Origin of the sequence: Ottowia sp. (genome assembly GCF_047601385.1) — a bacterium.
Classification (GTDB): Bacteria; Pseudomonadota; Gammaproteobacteria; order Burkholderiales; family Burkholderiaceae_C; genus Ottowia.
In genome coordinates this window covers 2,130,077-2,148,596 of sequence record NZ_JASGJP010000001.1, presented here as the reverse complement: position 1 = coordinate 2,148,596, position 18,520 = coordinate 2,130,077, and the positions used below count along the sequence as shown (strand labels likewise).

Below are 18,520 nucleotides of genomic sequence, written 5' to 3'. Positions count from 1 at the left end.
CTAATTTCTCTTTGCAATTCTCTCTGTCAGCCGCCAGCAAGAAGCCGTGTCCGAGCCGGTGTTGACGATCACCCCATGGCGGCGCAGCCTGGTCAGCAAGCTGCTGATCTTGTTGTACTTCTGCTTGTCATTCAGCGCATCGCTCAGCTTGTCCATCAGCAACTGGTTGATCTCGGCACGGTTGGCCTGACCGAACTTCTCCAGATAGTCGGTCAGCAACTTGGCGTAGAAGGCGTCGTCCTGCGCCCGGGTGCGGATGTAGTCGGCCTTGTTCGCCGTCGCCTCGGCCACGGCGGCCGATACGTGGAAGTTGGGCTTGCGCCCTTCGATCAGCTTGCTGCGCCGTAGGCGGGTGGCCGCTTCGTCGGGAATGGGGAGCTTTTTCTGTACACGGTCCAGCGCCAGCACATCCGCCAGTGGCAGGTCGGTTTTCTGAATTAGCAACCGGCTGTAGGCGGGGTCCACCACACCACCGTAGACCGTCAGCTTGACGGCATCCGGCTCACTCAAATCGTAGTCAGGAAGAGGGAAGTAGCGCCTGGCCTGCCCAGCATAGATCGAGTGGATGCCGTAGCCCATGGTGTCGATCATGTTCAGCTCGACCATCGCCTGGGCCAGCGCCGGATTGCGGTAGCGGCGCGGGGTTTTGTCGCCCTGAATGTATTCGTCTGGCTGACCTTCGAAGAAGCTGCCTTCATTCTCGAACACCAACCTGTCCGGCAACTCAGTCACCACCACGCGTCCATTGCGGGTGTAGTCCTGATGGGCAATGCAGTTGTGCAGGGCCTCCAGCACGATCTTCTGGTCGTACTTGGAGATTTCAATCGGCAACAACTCGTCTTGCGGCAGCAGTCGAAGCTGGATGTTGCGGATGCGCTGGTACAAGCGTGTCGTACTCAACAGGAATGGCGGGCCGAAATGCTCGTAGGCCCGCTCTGGGCCTTCCAGCTTCCAGGTCAGTTGTGCCGGATAGGGAGACAGGCGCCAGGTCGATTCAGCCTTGCCCAACAGCAACAGCGCGGCACGGGTGATCTGGCCGTCCTGTGTCACGCGGGCGCGGTCGAGGAAGGTGGCCAATGGCCAGCTTTCGACCTCACCAGGCTGAAAGCGGTTGGCGTACTTCTGCGCGAAAGACTCACGCGCCTTGCGCACAGCCGCCTCGTCCAGAGCATCCAGCGTTGTGCCGGGAATCACCTGCGCCGTCCAATCCTGTGCCAGTGTCTGGCGACGGATCTCATCCAGCTTATCCAGCCCCAGCGAAATTAGGCTCTCGCCAGCGCGAGCATAGTAGTGACCATTTCCATGCAATGGGGATACCCCGTGGCGCCGCGGGTACCTCGAACAGCAGCACGCGGCCATCGGCATGGGCCCATTCGTGGATGTCACGGAAGGTGATGCGAGGTTCGGCATTTTCGGCAATCTGCATCTTGAGCGAATGCAGGCGCTCCGCTTGTGGGCGGTAGTCCGTGCCGACCACACGGCGGGTCTTGTTGTTGACGCCGAATACCAGCCAGCCGCAGTCAGCGCCACGCAGGTTGGCCTCATTCGCCAGTGCAGAGAAGTACTTTCCGATGTCGTCGGTGCTGTAGTCGCTGCCCGCCTGCTTGAACTCCACCACCTCGTTTTCCCATGTGGCGATCAGGCTGTGCAGTAGCTGGGTGAGGTCAGGTTGATTCATTTCTTCGCTGCCAGATGCAAGAAGTCATCAACAGCGGCGATGGCCTGCTTGACCTCCTGCTTGGGTAGGTTGGAGGCGCTCGGGTGAGCGTGCCCTTGCCTTCGATATCCCAAAGCCGAGTTCATTATGCGGTTCGCTTTTTCTGGGACGTGATGGTCTCCGGGGGGCAGCGCAAGCCGCTCACCCCAGCGGCAGCGCCCCGCCGCTCTTGACCTCCTCCATCACCGCGTAGGTGCGCGTCTCGCGCACGCCCGGCAGCTGCCACAGCACCTGGCCGGCGAAGGCGCGGTAGGCGGCCATGTCGGCCATGCGGGTCTTCAGCAGGTAGTCGAAGCCGCCGGCCACCATGTGGCATTCCAGGATTTCCTCGCGCACCTGCGCGGCGGCCTTGAAGGCGTCGAACACGCCGGGCGTGGTGCGGTCCAGCAGCACCTCGACGAAGACCACCAGCCCGCGCCCCAGCTTGTCCGGGTTCAGCTCGGCCCGGTAGCCCAGGATGACGCCGTCGCGCGTCAGCCGCTGCACGCGCGCCAGCACGGCGGTGGGCGACAGCCCCACGCTGTCGGCCAGCTTCTGGTTGCTGATGCGGCCGTCCTGCTGCAACAGCCGGAGGATGCGCAGGTCGATGCGGTCGAGTTCGGCGGGGGGCATGGTGCCGAAGTTTCCACTATTTCAACGCCGAAAATCAGCAAAACATTCGGCCGGATAACGGAAACAATGGCGGATCACTCAGCAACCCAGCCGTCATGACCACCCCATCCCCCTTCGCCCCCCTGCAAGCCGAACTGGCCCCCCAAGGCCCGCTGCGCGACGCCATCACCGCCGCCACGCGCCGGCCCGAGCCCGAGGCCGTGCAGGCCCTGCTGCCGCTGGCGCGCCTGCCGGCGCCGCAGGCCGAGGCCGCGCACGACCTGGCCTACAAGCTGGCCGACACGCTGCGCCGCCGCAAGCGCCAGAGCGGGCGCGCCGGCATCGTGCAGGGGCTGCTGCAAGAGTTCGCGCTGTCCTCGCAGGAGGGCGTGGCGCTGATGTGCCTGGCCGAGGCGCTGCTGCGCATCCCCGACGCAGCCACGCGCGACGCGCTGATTCGCGACAAGGTGGCGCGCGGCCAGTGGCAGGCGCACCTGGGGCAGAGCCCCTCGCTGTTCGTCAACGCGGCGGCCTGGGGCCTGCTGATCACGGGCAAGCTGGTGGGCACCCACAGCGAGGCGTCGCTGGGCGGCGCGCTGGCCCGGCTGACGGCCAAGGGCGGCGAGCCGCTGATCCGCAAGGGCGTGGACATGGCGATGCGCATGATGGGCGAGCAGTTCGTCACCGGCGAAACCATCGCCGAGGCGCTGGGGAACGCCCGCGCGCTGGAGGCGCAGGGCTTCCGCTACAGCTACGACATGCTGGGCGAGGCGGCGCTGACGGCCGACGACGCGGCGCGCTACCTGCGCAGCTACGAGGACGCCATCCACGCCATCGGCAAGGCCAGCGCCGGGCGCGGCATCTACGAGGGGCCGGGCCTGTCGATCAAGCTCTCGGCCCTGCACCCGCGCTACAGCCGCGCGCAGCGCGCGCGCGTGCTGGCCGAGCTCTATCCCCGCGTGCTGGGCCTGGTGCAACTGGCGCGCAAATACGACGTGGGCATCAACATCGACGCCGAGGAGGCCGACCGGCTGGAGCTGTCGCTCGACCTGCTGGAGCGCCTGTGCCAGGCGCCCGAGCTGGCGGGCTGGAACGGCATCGGCTTCGTCATCCAGGCGTACCAGAAGCGCTGCCCGTTCGTGATCGACTTCGTCATCGACCTGGCGCGCCGCACCGGGCGCCGGCTGATGATCCGCCTGGTGAAAGGCGCCTACTGGGACAGCGAGATCAAGCGCGCCCAGGTGGACGGCCAGGCCGACTACCCCGTCTACACCCGCAAGACGCACACCGACGTGAGCTACCTCGCCTGCGCGCGCAAGCTGCTGGCCGCGCCCGAGGCGGTGTACCCGCAGTTCGCCACCCACAACGCCCAGTCGCTGGCCGCCATCGTGCAGATGGCCGGGCCCAACTACTACGCGGGGCAGTACGAGTTCCAGTGCCTGCACGGCATGGGCGAGCCGCTGTACGAGCAGGTGGTGGGCCAGGGCGAGGGGCGTTTGGGCCGCCCCTGCCGCATCTACGCGCCGGTGGGCACGCACGAGACGCTGCTGGCCTACCTGGTGCGCCGCCTGCTGGAGAACGGCGCCAACACCTCCTTCGTCAACCGCATCGCCGACGCCGAGGTGCCGATCGAATCGCTCATCGCCGACCCCGTGGCGCAGGTCGAGCAGACCGCCGCCGCCGAGGGCGCGCCCGGCCTGAAGCACCCGCGCATCCCGCTGCCGGTGGAGCTGTACGGTGATGCCCGCCGCAACTCGCGCGGCATCGACCTGGCTGACGAGCACACGCTGGAATCGCTATCGAAATCATTGCTGTCAGCGCTTGATCCACGCGGGCTGGCGGCCCCTTTGATGCTGAACGCCGCGCAGCCCGAAGCCCCCCAGCCGGTGCGCAACCCCGCCGACCACGCCGACGTGGTCGGCCAGGTGCAAAACGCCAGCGCCGCCGACGTGCAACTCGCGCTGGCCGATGCCGCCGCCAGCGCCCCCGCCTGGGCCGCCACCGCCCCCGCCGAGCGCGCCGCCGCGCTGGCGCGCGCCGCCGACGCCTTCGAGCAGCAGCGCGATGCCCTCATGGGCCTGCTGGTGCGCGAGGCCGGCAAGACCTGGTCCAACGCCATCGCCGAGGTGCGCGAGGCGGCCGACTTCCTGCGCTTCTACGCCGCGCAGGTGCGCGAGCAGTTCGACAACGCCACCCACGTGCCGCTCGGCCCCGTGGTGTGCATCAGCCCGTGGAACTTCCCGCTGGCCATCTTCACCGGCCAGGTGGCCGCCGCGCTGGCCGCCGGCAACGCGGTGCTGGCCAAGCCCGCCGAGCAGACCCCGCTGGTCGCCCACGCCGCCGTGCGCCTGCTGCACGCCGCCGGCGTGCCCGCCGGCGCGCTGCAACTGCTGCCCGGCGACGGCGCCACCGTCGGCGCCGCGCTGGTGGGCGACGCGCGCGTGCGGGGCGTCATGTTCACCGGCTCCACCGAGGTGGCGCGCCTGTTGCAGCGCCAATTGGCCGGCCGCCTGAACCCCGGCGGCCAGCCCGTGCCCCTGATCGCCGAGACCGGCGGGCAGAACGCCCTCATCGTCGATTCCTCCGCCCTCACCGAGCAGGTGGTGGTGGACGTGATGCAGTCCGCCTTCGACTCCGCCGGCCAGCGCTGCTCGGCCCTGCGCGTGCTGTGCGTGCAGGACGACGTGGCCGCGCGCGTGCTCGCCATGCTCAAGGGCGCCATGGACGAGGCCGCCATCGGCAACCCCGTGGCCCTGGCCACCGACGTCGGCCCCGTGATCGACGCCGAGGCGCAGGCCGGCATCCAGCGCCACACCGACGCCATGCGCCAGCGCGGCCACGCCGTGCACCAGAGCGCCCGCGGCCTGGCCGCCAGCCAGGCGCAGGGCACCTTCATCCCGCCCACGCTGATCGAGATCGACCGCCTGGACCAGCTGGAGCGCGAAGTCTTCGGCCCCGTGCTGCACGTGCTGCGCTACCGCCGCACCGAGCTGGATGAGCTGATCGCCCAGATCAACGCCACCGGCTACGGCCTGACGGCCGGCGTGCACACCCGCATCGACGAGACCATCGCCCACGTGACGGCGCGCGTGCAGGCCGGCAACCTCTACGTCAACCGCAACCTGGTCGGCGCCGTGGTCGGCGTGCAGCCCTTCGGCGGCGAGGGCCTGTCCGGCACCGGCCCCAAGGCCGGCGGCCCGCTGTACCTGCTGCGCCTGCTGGCGCGCAAGCCGGCCGATGCGGCGCGGCGCGCCGTCGATGCGCTGGGTGGACCCGTTTCGGCCGATTTGAATCAAATCGGCCCGCAGCGCGCGACGGACATGCGCCAGCAGCTATCAAAAGCATTGCAATCGGCCGGCCTCGCCGATGCCGACCAGCGCCTGGCGCAACTGGCCGCCACGCTGCCGGGTCAGCGCGCGCGCCTGCTCACCGGCCCCACCGGCGAGCGCAACACCTACGCCCTGCACCCGCGCGCCCGCGTGCTGTGCCTGGCCGCCGACCCGGCCGACCGGCTGGTGCAACTGGCGGCCGTGCTCACCGTCGGCGCCCAGGCCGTCTGGCCCGCCGAAGCGGAAGCCGACTGGGCGCGCCTGCCGCTCGACGTGCAGACGCAGGTGGCCCTGGCCAGCGACTGGCGATCGCCGCAGGTGGACTTCGAGGCCGTGCTCCTGCACGGCGACCCGCAGACGACTCAGGCCGTCGGCCAGGCCCTGGCCGCCCGCCCCGGCCCCATCGTCACCCTGGCCGCCCTGGCGCCCGGTGACGCTGCCGTCCCGCTGGAGCGCCTGCTGAACGAGCGCGCCGTCAGCGTCAACACCGCAGCGGCGGGGGGGAATGCGAGTCTAATGACGATGGGGTGAGCTATTGATTCAATAGCTGCTGGCGCTTGACTGGCGGGCGCTGGAGCCCGATTTGACCCTGAATCACCGCTGCGGCGCCAGCCTGACCTGAAGCTCGCACCCCACCGCCTCGGTGTAGCGCTTCAGCTGCTATGGTTGCAGCGCCCTGATACTTCGCAACTAGGCTCGCTGCACTGGCAATGCTGTCGTGTACTTGATTTGCTCCATGGCGAACATCGAGGTGACATCTGCGAGTTCTGCCCCTTCAATCAACGTCTTGTATACGCGGTCATAGCCCTGAATGCTTGATACCACCACCTTGAGCAGGTAGTCAGTGCTGCCGGTGACCCGGTAAAACTCCACCACGTCAGGCAACGACTTCACAAGCGCGTGAAAAGACTCGAACCAGTCAATGCGGTGCTGACTGGTCCTTACCAAGATGAACACCGTCACGTCCAGGTCCAGTCGGCGCGCGTCCAACAAGGCCACGCGCTTAGAGCGTGTTTACGATCTCCTGAGTAGCAGAGCCAGAAACGCCAAGTGGACGAACTGCAAGCTGGTATTGAGCCATCGCTCACAGTTCTTCCATAGCCTGCGGTTTTTCTCCAACCACGCAAAGCTGCGCTCAACCACCCAGCGCTGGGGCATGACCTTGAAAGTGTGCAGCTCGCTTCGCTTGGCAATCTGCACCGTCACATGCTCACCCAGGATGTCCTTGACGCCTTGGGCGAAGGGAGCTCCTGTGTAGCCGCTGTCCGTCAGCACACTTTGCACCCGCCCCAGCGACTGCTTGCAGCGCTTGAATGCCGCAAGCGCTCCTTTGCGATCCGTCACTTCGGCTGTGGTTACCGCCACGGCATGGGGCAGGCCCTGGGTGTCCACCGCGATGTGTCGCTTGATACCCGAGACTTTCTTGCCTGCGTCGTAGCCTTTGAAGCCCGCTGTGTCAGCGTTCTTGACGCTCTGCGCGTCCACGATCAAGAACGCGCTGCAGGCGTTGCGCCCCAGTTTCTCTCGGGCCGCGCCAACCTGATTTTTTTAAAGCCTGCTCCAGCACGCTCACTCCGTGCTGGTCAGGCTCGCTCCACTTGCGCCAGTACGCATAGACGTTGTGCCACTTGGGGAACTGCGGTGGCAGATAGCGCCACTGGCAACCCGTGCGCAGCAGGTACAGCACTGCACAGAACACCTCGTACAGATCGAGCTTGATCGGTTTGGTGCTGCGCCGAACGCTGCGCAGCAGCGGCTCTATCTCGGCAAACTTCTCTCGACTTATGTCGCTTGGGTACGGCTTTCTCTTCACCCAAGGATTGTCGGGGATGAGATCGTAAACACGCTCTTACGGATGACGCCTCGTTCCTCAAGCCGCTGAACACGTCGCCAGCACGGGGACGTCGTCAAGCCTACCCGCTCAGCCAGTTCTGCTACGGCGATGTCCGCGTTCTCTTGAAGCGCCTCAAGTATCCGCCGATCGTAGTTGTCTAATTTTTCAGACTCGACCTTCATGAAGCAAATTATACCTGTAGATCGACAAGTTTTGGTATAGATTTCTTCAATGACGCTCGCTAGAGGCAAAAATTGCAATTTAATGCCAATGCTTGAGAGATAGAATTCCAGCAGCTATATACAAACGTAATTTTCTGCTTTCCCCCTTTCTGCATGAGCCTGCTAGCATCTTCCAATTCGTCTCTGTACGATCTTCATACTCAGTTGTCACGCGTCGGACGCGCGCCAACTGAACACTCCGGCATGGTTAATGTCCCCGTATACAGGGGCTCAACGATTCTCGCGGATTCGCTGGAAGAATGGGAATCTCGAAAGAGCGTTGACAACCCTATGGCCAGTTATGGCAGATTCGGGTCACCCCTCACCCGCTCGCTTGAGTGCGCGGTCGCCTCTCTCGAAGGCGGGCATCAATCCATCTTGTTCCCGTCCGGCCTTTCGGCATGCACTCATACACTGATGGGGTTGCTCCAATCAGGCGACCATCTATTAATGAGTGACAGCGTATATGGGCCGACTCGGAATTTCGCCGAGCAGGTGCTGAAACGGATGCAGATTGAGGTAGATTATTTTCATCCTACCAATCTGGACGATCTTCGGCAGAAACTGAAGGCATCTACGCGGGTGATTTATGTGGAGTCGCCAGGCTCCATGACGTTCGAGGTGCAGGACATCCCGGCGATTGCGGGCCTCGCTCGCTCAATCGGCGCTTTCGTGGTGCTCGACAACACGTGGGCAACGCCTCTGTACTTCAAGCCCTTTGCGCATGGCGTGGACATCTCCATCCACGCGGCCACCAAGTACATCGTTGGACACTCGGACGCCCTATTGGGCGTGGCGACGGCAAACGAGCGGGCGTGGCCGCTGCTGCAACAGAGTGCGCATCACTTCGGAGAGACGGCTGGCCCAGACGATGTCTTTCTGGCCCTGCGCGGACTTCGCACCATGGCCGTGCGGCTTCAACGGCACTGGGAGACTGGCTTGAGATTGGCGGCCAGTCTGCGAGAACACCCCGCAGTCCTGAAGGTCATGCATCCGGCGTTACCCGAAGACCCTGGTCATCAAATCTGGAAGCGCGACTTCAAGGGTGCGAGTGGACTGTTCGGCGTTCTGCTCAAGCCCATGAGCCGAAAGCAGCTGTCAGAACTCTTCAAGCGCCTGGAACTGTTTGGGATTGGCCTGTCATGGGGAGGTTACGAAAGCCTTGTGCTTCTCGTCGACCCACCACCAACGCGCAGTGCCAAGCCTGCGTGCCTCGCTGGCTCGCTTCTGCGCATTCATGCGGGCCTGGAAGGCGCAGACGATCTTATTTCCGATATGCATCAGGCGCTCGACGCCGCTTGCACATTGAATTCTTACGCCTGACAAAAACGAATACTAAACCATGAGTGAAACAATCAAAGGTCTTGATAGTTTCTCGGAAACCTATGCCGCGGCGAAACGCAAGTTCTCAGAAGCCTGCGAAACTGCTCAAGGCACGCTCTATTCCTATCGCCATCCCGAGGCCGTGGACCCTGATGGCGAGCCCCTATTCATCCATGTGGCTACTTGGGGGGTATTGAAAGCCAGCAATGCATTGCTGATTATTTCTGGTACCCATGGCGCGGAAGGCTACACAGGCTCAGCTGCCCAAATCGCATTGATGCAATCAGGAGTCCTCGCTAATCTACCTGAAGACGTCAGCGTAGTGCTGGTCCACGGGTTGAATCCCTACGGATTTGCACATTCGACGCGAACGAATGAAAACAATGTTGACATCAATCGCAACTTCATTGATTTCAGTAAACCGCTTCCAGAAAACCGTGCATACCTAGAATTGCATCCCTTTTTGTGCCCAGAACAGTGGAATCCGCAAACCAAGGCCGAGGCGGATGAGGCGATTGAGCGCTGGATAGAGGCCAATGGCCGCGAGGCCTGGACCGAATGCATCATGAAGGGGCAATACGAAGTGCCGAGCGGCCTGCAATACGGTGGTCAAGCCGCTCAATGGTCCAGCGACTCCCTACGGGAAATCCTTGCCAAACACCTACCGGCGGTGAAGAAGCTCGGGTTCATCGACTGGCACACCGGGCTCGGCCAACCAGGCGAGCCGTTCTTCCTGTGCTTTAGCGAGCGAGGCAGCCCCGAGTGGCTGCGTGCCTGCGAATGGTGGAGCGTGCAGGCCATCGAGAACGATGACGGATACGACGGCTCCGACCGTCCTCCCTACAACGGCCTGGTGTTCTATGGAGTGAGGGATGCGATGCCCCAAGCCGCGGTGACAGGGGCTGTCGTCGAGTTCGGCGTGCTCCCATTGAAGGAGACTTTCGACCAGTTGCGCATAGATCGCTGGCTTCGCTTCGGGGATGTTTCCGGCGACGCGGTGCAGCTTGCGCAGCTCCGACGCCAGGTGCACGAAGCCTTCACTTCCGCAGACCCTGCTTGGCGCAGCCAGGTCATTGCCCACGCCCAACAAATTCAGCTCGCAGCGCTGGAAGGCTTGAAGGCTTGGACCTGACATTCCCCTGAAACCCACCAAAAATTGCGAGAAGACATGACGAGAAAAATTGACCACATCGTGTGGGCTGGAAGCGACCTGAATGTCTTGATGGCCGATTTCATGTCCATGACCGGCGTGGAAGCTGTTCTTGCAGGAAGGCATCCGACTCTGGGCACGCATAACGCCCTAGCTTCGCTTTCTGACGATGTTTATTTTGAGCTTCTTGCTGCGGATTCTCATGGACAAACCAGTAAGAACATGGGCGGCCAACTCGCGAAATTTACGTCCCCCCAGATCTTCGCATACATGTTCAAAGCCTCTGACCTTGAAAAACTCAAAGAGTGCCTGGCAGAGGAAGGAATTGAATCTGACTTGGTCACCCTCTCTCGCACGACAATGACAGGCGATACGCTGACTTGGCGGCTCCTGATTCCAAAAGACAGCCAGTTCGCGTCATTTCTGCCGGTCTTCATTGACTGGATGGACACCCCTCACCCCTCGACATCTGCGCCCAAAGGTTGTGCCTTAATTCAAATGCGCATTCACCATCCCAATGCCCCCCGACTGACGGAATTGCTTGCAAAGCTCGACTGCCCGATCGAGGTTCTTTCGGCTGATACCCCTGACTTTGAGGTGACCCTGGCATCACCTAAAGGTGTCATCACACTGCATGGCAACGGCCAGCGAATCAATGCATAGAAGATCTCGTCGCCCTTTCTTCACTATTGAATCACGTCAACTTCATTTCAAGGCAGATGGAACTCACAACCGAAAACTTAATGGCGATCGCCAATAGTTCGCCCTTCATCGAGTTCATGAATCTTGAGCTGCTGGAAGCGGATGCGAAGACAGGTGCCATCTCCATGAAGATGCCCATGCGCTCAGAATTCGAACGCGGGGGTGGTTCGGGTCAGTTTCACGGAGGCCCGATTGCCGCCTTGATTGACACGGTCGGAGACTTTGCCGTGGCACTGCTCGTGAAGGGCGGCGTGCCCACCATCAACTTTCGGGTCGACTACCTGCGCCCGTCGACCGGAAGCCACCTGCTTGCCGTCGCCACGGTACGTCGTGCAGGCAAGACGGTGGGCGTCGTCGACATCGATGTTTACGACGACGAGAAACGGCTCACCGCCGTAGGCCGAGGTTGCTACGGCACTCAACCGGGCTGAGGGGCACGCTCATGATCCGCAATCTGGGTGAGGTCATCCCTCGCGATGTCGCAGGCGATCCGAGCTGGCTTATCGAGGTAGGTGAAGGCGGGGCGACCATTTTCGTCTCTCGTGAAGAGATGCACCGGCAAGCCGATGCCGTTGCTCTCAACCTCAGCACCCGCGGGATGGCCAGAGGCACTCGAGTTGCTATCGTCGCGGCCAACAGTTGGCGCTACTTGGTGGCTTACCTGGGAATCATGAGGGCGGGCTACACCGCGTTGCTCATCAGCCCCAAGTTCACCGCTCAAACGGTTGCCGAGATTTGCGATGACAACGCGGTGCAGCTCATTTTTGCTGACGAAGAGGGGGCGCCAAAGCTCGAGGGCAAGCGCTTCGTTCGCATCGACACCGACCTAGGGTGGGAAAGCCTGCTCAAGTTCGGTGAGTTCCGCAGCGTGGACATGGAGCCGGATGAACACGCGACCATCCTGTTCACCTCCGGGTCAGCGGGCAAGCCCAAGGGGGTTCCCTTGACGCACGCTGGCTATGTTTGGGCCATTTCCACACTGGGTATCAGCGGGCCGCCGGTAAAGGACCGGCGCGTCCTGGTCGCGGCGCCCCTGTTCCATATGAACGCACTGGTCATCTGCCTGCTGACCGGCCATGCGGGCGGAACCACGGTACTCATGAAGCGATTCAACGCGGCGGACTATCTGAAGGCGGCGGCCGGCCTCCGATGCCAGTTGCTCACCTCGGTGCCGACAATGTTGGCATTGGCGGCGCGCGAGACCGAAGTGCTCAAGCAGGTGGATCTGAGCCATGTGGACTCGATATTCACAGGCTCTTCGCCCTCCACGGAGGCGCTGTTCGAGCGGGTCGGGGCAATGTTCCCGAATGCGCGCGTGCTGAACGGCTACGGGACCACCGAAGGTGGGCCCGTCGTCTTCGGCCCGCATCCCAAAGGTCTGCCGCGTCCTCGCCTCTCATTGGGCTACCCGGCGCCAGGCGTCGAATGGCGGCTGGCTGATGGCCAGCTCCCACGCCAGGGCGTTTTCCAAATGCGCTGCAAAGCGGTCATGCCCGGCTACCTGAATCTGCCGGGCGAGACCGAGCGGCGCCTGAGGGATGGCTGGTACGACACCGGAGACGTTTTGCAGCACGACAACGACGGCTTCTTCTACTTCGTCGGCCGCAGCGACGACATGTTCGTTTGCGGAGGCGAGAACATCTACCCGGGCGAGGTGGAGAAGCTCTTGGAGTCCCACCCTGCCGTAGGTCAAGCCGTCGTGGTTCCAGTGGCCGACGAAATCAAGGGTCGGCTTCCCGCCGCATTCATTGTCCTGAAGCCCGGCTCATCACTTGATGTGGAAGAGGTTAAGCAGTACGCGCTGTCGAAAGCCCCCGCGTACCAGCACCCACGGTTCGTCGCGTTCCTCCAGGAGATACCGCTTGCCGGGCCGAACAAGGTCGACCGCAAGCACCTGATTCAAACCGCAAACGCGATTTTCAACCGCTAGTTCGACGAGGAGCCAAGACACATGAAAGCACAAGTCATCCGTGGCCACGGAGCCACTGAAGACATCACCTACGAAGAGAACTGGCCAGACCCGCAGCCTGGTCCGACCGAGGTCGTCCTGAAGGTCAAGGCGTGCACGCTGAATTACCACGACCTTTTCACCCTGAAAGGCATGCCGGGCATCAAGCTGAACATGCCCCTCATCATGGGCATCGACTTGGCGGGTGAAGTGGAGTCCTTCGGCCCGGAGGTCACGGGCTGGAAAGCGGGCGACCGAGTGATGATCGATCCGATCAACCGCAAGACTTTCAAGCTGACCGGCGAGGGCGCGGACGGCGGCCTTGCCGAGAAAGTGAAGGTCGACGTCACCCAACTGATTCCCCTGCCGAACGACGTCTCCTTCGAGGCGGCGGCAGCGTTGCCTGTGGCTTACGGGACTGCCTATCGGATGATGGTCACGCATGGCAAGATTGCCGCGGGCGAGAAAGTCTTCATCCTGGGCGCCTCTGGCGGCGTTGGCACCTGCTGCGTTCAATTAGCGAAACTGGCCGGCGCCCACGTCATCGTGGCTGCCTCCAGTGAAGAGAAGCTTGAGCAGTTGAGGGCAATTGGCGCCGACGAAGGCGTCAACTACCAGTCAACCAACTTCATGGAAGAGATGCATCGCCGATTCGGCAAGCCTCGCTTCTTCGGCAACGGTGGTGTCGATGTCGTGGTGAACTTCACTGGCGGGGACACATGGGTTCCGTCCTTGCGTTGCGCCCGAAACGGCGGTCGAATCCTCACCTGTGGTGCTACCGCCGGCTACGACCCTAAGGAAGACCTGCGCTACATCTGGACCTTCGAACTCAACATCGTTGGCTCCAATGGCTGGCTTCCTGAAGACCTCCATTCGCTGCTCGACTTGACTCGCCGGGGCAAGCTGAAACCAGCGGTGGGGCATCGCTATTCGCTGCAAAAGACGCGCGAAGCATTCAATGCACTCGAAGACCGCAAGGTCTTCGGCAAGGTTGTCATTACCCCGTAAACCCCGTTGAAGTCCCACCGTCGTGGATGCGCCGGCGGGATGACCTGCTTCTGTTCACCAACCCACTTTTCCTACGGAAGAAATGCGAGGACATCGATGAAAAAGTTCCTTCTCCCCATGATGGTTTCCGCACTCGCCTTGTCGGCAGCCACGCCAGTTATGGCCCAAGCCAAGGAAGTGAAGTTTGGATGCTATGCACCGATGACCGGGCAACTGGCCATCTTCGGCAAGAGCATGCAGACTGGCATTGACATGGCGATCGAGGATTTCTCCAAGCGCCCCGAGGCCAAGGGAATCACGTTTCGCATCGCTTGCGATGATGACCAAGGCCGGGCCGACGACGGCATCAACATTGCGCGCAAGCTTGGCGACGACAGGTCGGTATTGGCGGTCATTGGCAGCTGGTCCTCCACAGTGACCCTTGCAGCCGCGCCGCTGTACAACGCAGCCAAGCTTGTCAACATCACCCCCATCTCCTCGCACCCGGACGTCACCAAGTCCGGGCCATACGTCTTCCGCCAGAGCCTTACCCAGGATCTCGAGGGTGAAACCACCAGCCGAAACCTTGCATCCCTCGGCGCGAAGCGGGTGGCGCTCATCGGTGTTCCCAATGACTACGGCAAAGCCAATCTGATGTACGCCCGTGCCGGCATCGAGAAGAACGGTGGAGAAATCGTTTTCGAGGAGTTCGTTCGCCAGGACGCGCAAGACTTCCGTCAGACGCTTCAGAAGGCTGTCCGTGCGAAACCCGATTGGCTTTATCTCGGCACATTCGTTCCTCAGACGGCGCTGATGCTCAAGCAGCTTCGCCAAATGGGCGTGAAGACCCCAGTCTACTTGCCCGCGAACAACGACACGCCCGACCTTTTGCGTCTTGGCGGAAACGAGGCAACCAACGGCGTTCATCTCACTGTGGCATTCAACCCCGCCATGGGCCCGGAAATGAGCGACTTCTTCCAGCGCTACAGCGCCAAGTTTGGTCGCGCACCCGACACCTTCGCCGGCAACTCGTATACCACCACCATGATGATGATGGAAATTGCAGCCAAGCAGTACCCCAACGTCACCAGGGAATCCATCAAGACGGGGCTCGACGAGATTCGCGATTTCAAGAGTGTTTTCGGCAATCTGAAGTACGACCCTAAGACGCGGGAGTGGCAGTACAGGCTACGCCATGGGCGCATCGAGCAGGGGGTGACCAAGATGCTCGACTGAGCCTTCCGGTCATTAGGCAAGAGCGTACGGCTAATCATCCATGTTTGACTCGTTCCTAGTCGGTCAGTTGGTCATCGGCTTTAGCGTGGGGATGACCTATGCCATTGTCGCCATCGGTCTGACCCTCATCTACAGGGTGCTTCTCGCGGTGAACTTCGCCCATGGCGAGGTGTACACCTTGGGCGCCTTCGCGACCCTCATCGCGGCATCGACCTTCGAGCTTCCGCTCTGGATGACGATTCCAGCGGTGGCTCTGGTTGGCGCGGCCTTCGGATGGGTGGTGGAACGGGCGGCCTTTCGGCCGTTCCGCAAGTTCACCGACGACGCGTCATTGAAGTCCAGAGCCGTGAGGGAAGCCACCCTTTTGTCTTCATTCGCTTTCGGCCTTATCACCCGAGAAGCCCTTGACCAGATCTATCACGGCGAGTGGATGGCAATCCCTGAGTCCTATTTGCTCAACCAGCCCGTCAGCATCGGCAACCTCCACCTGTCGATGGCGGAAATCGTCATTGCCGCGCTGTCGGTATTTATGCTGGTTTCGCTTCAACTGCTGCTTCACCGCACACGCATCGGCATCGCGATTCGCGCGGTTTCTTCGAACCTCATCGGAGCGCAGATTTCCGGCATCAACATCAACCGAGTGGTCGTGGCCGTGTTCATGGTGGGCTCGGTTCTCGGCGCCTCCGCCGGCATGATGGTCTCGCTTGCCTACGGCAATGTGCAGTCATTCATGGGGCTGACCATCGTGGTGAAGGCCTTTGTGGCCATGGTCATCGGCGGCTCTACCAGCATCCCCGGAGCCGTTCTGGCGGGCATCCTGATTGGCTTGGTCGAAGCGATTGCTGGCATGTTCCTGCCCAGCGCTTGGACGGAAATGATTGCCTACATCATGCTCATCCTGACCTTGCTGTTCTTGCCGAACGGCTTGTTCGGTCGTCGAGCCCGATAACAAGAGGCCAAGCATCATGCGAAATCCCATCATTGGCGGCACCGTCGTCCTGCTGTTCATCGTCATTCCGCTGTTGCTGCTCTGGGTGGACAGCCCCTACATAGGCCGTCTCGCGCAACTTGTACTCATCACGGCGATCCTTGCCAGTGCATTGAACCTGCTCACCGGCACGGCCGGGCTTCTGGCGATCGATGCCGTCGTCTACTATGGCCTCGGGGCCTACACCGCAGCCATCCTCTCCGTCAATCATGGCTCGGGCTTTCTGGTCGACGTCGCGGTCGCGGTCACCTTGGCCGGTGTGCTTAGCGCCATCGTCGGGTACGCGCTTGTGAGGTTGTCCAGCATCTTCTTCGCGGTAGCAACCATGGGGCTTACCATCTGTTTTCACACTACGGTATTGAATTGGGGGGAGCTTACCCGGGGCCCCATGGGTTATCGCGGAATACCGCCGGTCCGTCTTTTCGGCTATGAACTGCACGGATGGTTCCAGTCCTACCTAGCGGCAGCGGTCATGTGTTTCATCGCTCTCTTCATCGCTCATCGATTGATGCACTCGTTCTACGGCAATGCCGTGCGAGCGGCCCGGGAGGACGAGGAGAGCGCGCGAGCGCTGGGCCTTTCGAGCCGCAGGCTAAAAACCGAGGTGTACGTTATCCACGCGATGCTGATGGCGGCTGCCGGGGCCCTCTACGCACACACCAACCAGTTCATCGGCCCTGATAACTTCGTGCTTCTGGAGTCCGCCCTAATCCTGATTGGCATTGTCGTCGGTGGGCTGGGTAGTTGGCCGGGGATCGTGATTGGTGCGCTCATCATGGTCCTTGTCCCGGAGTTCCTCCGCGAGATCGGGAACCTCAGGGCGCTCGTGTTTGGCCTGGTTCTCTTCTTCTCCATCCTGTTCCTTCCACGCGGCCTGTTCAGCGAGGTTCGAGCGTTGGCAGTTTTCCGCCGCACGATGAAGGGGAGCCCATGGGCGCGACGGGAGGGACGTTCATGAGCGTAGCTCAGTCCTCGCCCATCAGAACGATGAACCCTACGACCGCCCATCGCGCCGGCGACCAGCTCCTTCAGGTCTCGGGGCTGAGCAAACACTTTGCGGGCCTCAAGGCGGTCAGCGAAGTGAGCTTCAGTGTCGAGAAGGGAGAAATCGTTGGCCTGATCGGACCCAATGGCGCAGGCAAGACCACCCTCTTCAACTGCGTTGCGGGCGCATTTGCGCCGACCGCTGGAAGTATCAAGTTCGATGGCCAGGAGATAGCGGGCCTTGAATCCAGCCGGATTGCCCGCCGCGGTCTGGCCCGAACCTATCAAAACCTGCGCGTGTTTTCGGACATGACGGTCTTCGACAACGTCTCCACTGGCGCTATCGGACGAATCGGCACTTCCCTTTGGAGTGCACTCGCTCCGGGACTCAGCAAGCACAAGGAAGAGCAGATTGCCGAAGCGACGCTTGAGGCGCTGCGAACGTTTGACTTGATCGAGTTCGCGGACCAGCCGGCCGGGAACCTCTCCTACGGCCAGAAGAAGAACCTTGAGATGGCTCGGGCAATGTCTCTCAAGCCCAAGCTTCTGATGCTTGATGAGCCTGCGGCCGGGCTTAACGACACGGAGACTGCACAACTGGCCGAACGGGTGATGGCGCTCCGCGATTCGGGCTTGACTATCATGCTCGTCGAGCACGACATGCCCATGGTGATGCGCGTTTGCGAGCGCATTGTCGTTCTCGAAACGGGAAAACTCATTGCCAATGGAGACCCCGCCTCGATTCGCAACGACAAAGCCGTGCGCGCCGCCTACCTGGGAGAAGATCAATGACGCTCTTGAAGGTCGACGGGCTCAACGTTCATCTGGGTGGTCGCTCCATTCTCAAAGACGTTTCCATCGCGGTTCCTGAGGGTGGACTGGTTTCCATTTTGGGGCGAAACGGGGTTGGCAAAACAACGCTGCTTCGAACGCTGTCGGGGCTTTATCGTCCGGCCAGTGGCCGAGTAGTGCTCAGCGGCCAGGACATTGGCGGCCTGGAGCCCCATGTTGTTGTGCGCAGGGGAATTGCTCAATCCCCCGAAGGACGCCAATTGTTTGGCGACATGCCCGTGCTGGAGAACCTTCGAGCTGGCGCGCTCGGCTTGTCGAGCCAGGAGTTCTCAAGCCGCCTCGAGTACGTCACGCAGCTTTTCCCCATCATCTCCAAGCGCGGAAAGCAACTCGCTGGCTCGTTGTCCGGCGGTGAACAGCAAATGGTGTGCATTGCGCGCGCGTTGATGTGTTCACCACGTGTTTTGCTTATGGACGAGCCGTCGCTCGGTCTGGCGCCGATGATTGTTGCCCAGATTTTTGAGCTTATTGGCTCCATCAGAGCGGACGGCGTCGCCGTTCTCCTTGTTGAGCAGAACGCTCGAATGGCGCTAAAGACCGCTGACTACGCCTATGTGCTGGACCAAGGCAAGGTCGTGCTTGAAGGGGAGGCAAGAACCCTGAGCGCGGACGAGCGCGTGGTGTCAGCGTATTTGGGTGGTTGAGGCTACCTGCAGGA

The 18,520-nt window shown here is 61.9% G+C and carries 17 protein-coding genes and 1 pseudogene; 12 read left to right on the top strand and 6 right to left on the bottom strand.

The features are described from left to right. The 3 genes from QM772_RS10490 to QM772_RS10480 form a co-directional block, all read right to left on the bottom strand. A complete protein-coding gene (locus tag QM772_RS10490; protein ID WP_415136176.1) occupies positions 1–1,194 on the bottom strand; it encodes an ATP-binding protein in 1,194 nt (397 codons plus the stop codon). A 49-nt stretch (positions 1,195–1,243) separates the two neighbouring features. Beyond that, complete coding sequence (locus QM772_RS10485) at positions 1,244–1,678, bottom strand: helix-turn-helix domain-containing protein (protein ID WP_415136174.1); 435 nt, start codon at positions 1,676–1,678, stop codon at positions 1,244–1,246. A gap of 180 nt (positions 1,679–1,858) precedes the next feature. After that, positions 1,859–2,329 carry a winged helix-turn-helix transcriptional regulator gene (locus tag QM772_RS10480; protein WP_415136172.1) on the bottom strand — a complete coding sequence of 157 codons (471 nt, stop codon included), beginning with the start codon at positions 2,327–2,329 and terminating at the stop codon, positions 1,859–1,861. Positions 2,330–2,424: 95 nt separating this feature from the next. Between QM772_RS10480 and putA the strand changes: the two genes are divergently transcribed. Further along, positions 2,425–6,168 (top strand): trifunctional transcriptional regulator/proline dehydrogenase/L-glutamate gamma-semialdehyde dehydrogenase, encoded by a 3,744-nt coding sequence (gene putA, locus QM772_RS10475; RefSeq protein WP_415136170.1) that lies wholly within the window; start codon positions 2,425–2,427, stop codon positions 6,166–6,168. 159 nt (positions 6,169–6,327) lie between these two features. Here putA and QM772_RS10470 read toward each other — a convergent pair whose 3' ends face one another. The 3 genes and pseudogenes from QM772_RS10470 to QM772_RS10460 form a co-directional block, all read right to left on the bottom strand. After that, positions 6,328–6,600, bottom strand: coding sequence for an Lrp/AsnC ligand binding domain-containing protein (locus QM772_RS10470; RefSeq protein WP_415136168.1), 273 nt, complete (start codon positions 6,598–6,600; stop codon positions 6,328–6,330). A gap of 51 nt (positions 6,601–6,651) precedes the next feature. After that, a protein-coding gene (locus tag QM772_RS10465; RefSeq protein WP_415136166.1) for an IS5 family transposase occupies positions 6,652–7,450 on the bottom strand; the annotation gives its coding sequence in 2 pieces (ribosomal slippage) (positions 6,652–7,185 and positions 7,187–7,450; 798 coding nt in all). 29 nt (positions 7,451–7,479) lie between these two features. Next, positions 7,480–7,653: pseudogene (locus QM772_RS10460) on the bottom strand (Lrp/AsnC family transcriptional regulator); the annotation flags it as partial. A gap of 153 nt (positions 7,654–7,806) precedes the next feature. Here QM772_RS10460 and metC point away from each other — a divergent pair. From metC to QM772_RS10405, 11 genes are all read left to right on the top strand, one after another. Beyond that, positions 7,807–9,015: a cystathionine beta-lyase gene (gene metC, locus QM772_RS10455; RefSeq protein ID WP_415136164.1), complete on the top strand. Its 1,209-nt coding sequence runs from the start codon at positions 7,807–7,809 to the stop codon at positions 9,013–9,015. A gap of 19 nt (positions 9,016–9,034) precedes the next feature. Continuing rightward, complete coding sequence (locus QM772_RS10450; RefSeq protein WP_415136162.1) at positions 9,035–10,147, top strand: M14 family metallopeptidase; 1,113 nt, start codon at positions 9,035–9,037, stop codon at positions 10,145–10,147. 36 nt (positions 10,148–10,183) lie between these two features. Beyond that, on the top strand, positions 10,184–10,828 hold the full coding sequence (locus tag QM772_RS10445) for a VOC family protein (RefSeq protein ID WP_415136160.1): 645 nt from the start codon (positions 10,184–10,186) through the stop codon (positions 10,826–10,828). 56 nt (positions 10,829–10,884) lie between these two features. Then, positions 10,885–11,298: a PaaI family thioesterase gene (locus tag QM772_RS10440; protein WP_415136158.1), complete on the top strand. Its 414-nt coding sequence runs from the start codon at positions 10,885–10,887 to the stop codon at positions 11,296–11,298. Positions 11,299–11,309: 11 nt separating this feature from the next. Then, the gene (locus QM772_RS10435) at positions 11,310–12,797 is read left to right on the top strand and encodes an AMP-binding protein (protein ID WP_415136156.1); all 1,488 of its coding nucleotides are present in this window, start codon (positions 11,310–11,312) and stop codon (positions 12,795–12,797) included. 21 nt (positions 12,798–12,818) lie between these two features. Continuing rightward, complete coding sequence (locus tag QM772_RS10430; protein WP_415136154.1) at positions 12,819–13,823, top strand: zinc-binding dehydrogenase; 1,005 nt, start codon at positions 12,819–12,821, stop codon at positions 13,821–13,823. Between the two features lie 96 nt (positions 13,824–13,919). Beyond that, on the top strand, positions 13,920–15,038 hold the full coding sequence (locus QM772_RS10425) for an ABC transporter substrate-binding protein (protein WP_415136152.1): 1,119 nt from the start codon (positions 13,920–13,922) through the stop codon (positions 15,036–15,038). A 40-nt stretch (positions 15,039–15,078) separates the two neighbouring features. Beyond that, positions 15,079–15,987 (top strand): branched-chain amino acid ABC transporter permease, encoded by a 909-nt coding sequence (locus tag QM772_RS10420; protein ID WP_415136150.1) that lies wholly within the window; start codon positions 15,079–15,081, stop codon positions 15,985–15,987. A gap of 16 nt (positions 15,988–16,003) precedes the next feature. After that, positions 16,004–16,984, top strand: a complete 981-nt coding sequence (locus tag QM772_RS10415) for a branched-chain amino acid ABC transporter permease (RefSeq protein WP_415136148.1) — start codon at positions 16,004–16,006, stop codon at positions 16,982–16,984. Beyond that, entirely contained in the window at positions 16,981–17,802 is an 822-nt protein-coding gene (locus QM772_RS10410) for an ABC transporter ATP-binding protein (protein ID WP_415136146.1), read from the top strand. The genes QM772_RS10415 and QM772_RS10410 overlap by 4 nt, the downstream gene beginning before the upstream one ends. Then, complete coding sequence (locus tag QM772_RS10405) at positions 17,799–18,506, top strand: ABC transporter ATP-binding protein (RefSeq protein ID WP_415136144.1); 708 nt, start codon at positions 17,799–17,801, stop codon at positions 18,504–18,506. Before QM772_RS10410 ends, QM772_RS10405 begins: the two co-directional genes overlap by 4 nt. Positions 18,507–18,520 lie beyond the last annotated feature (14 nt).